The organism is Methylophaga sp. UBA3192 (assembly GCA_002363955.1).
Taxonomy (GTDB): domain Bacteria; phylum Pseudomonadota; class Gammaproteobacteria; order Nitrosococcales; family Methylophagaceae; genus Methylophaga.
This window is the reverse complement of record DEXE01000006.1, coordinates 513,543-513,742: the sequence shown is the minus strand read 5'-3', so window position 1 is coordinate 513,742 and position 200 is coordinate 513,543. Positions and strand designations below refer to the sequence as shown.

1 protein-coding gene is annotated in these 200 nt (G+C 41.0%); it reads left to right on the top strand.

Annotation, left to right across the window (positions count from 1 at the left end; translation table 11 throughout):
- Positions 1–162 (top strand): acyl carrier protein (gene acpP / locus B2337_RS09455; RefSeq protein WP_292742592.1); only part of this gene is annotated, 162 nt, incomplete at its 5' end.
- Positions 163–200: the final 38 nt, after the last annotated feature.

Here is a 200-nt window from a genome sequence, read left to right as displayed (position 1 = left end):
GATGCTTCATTTATTGATGATCTGGGTGCTGACTCGCTGGACACTGTTGAGCTGGTTATGGCACTGGAAGAAGCATTTGAATGTGAAATTCCTGATGAAGAAGCTGAAAAGATCACCACAGTAAAAGAAGCTGTCGCTTATATTAATTCTGTACAGTCTTAATATTACAGATTGCTTCAGATGTAGCCGTCTAGCGTGCA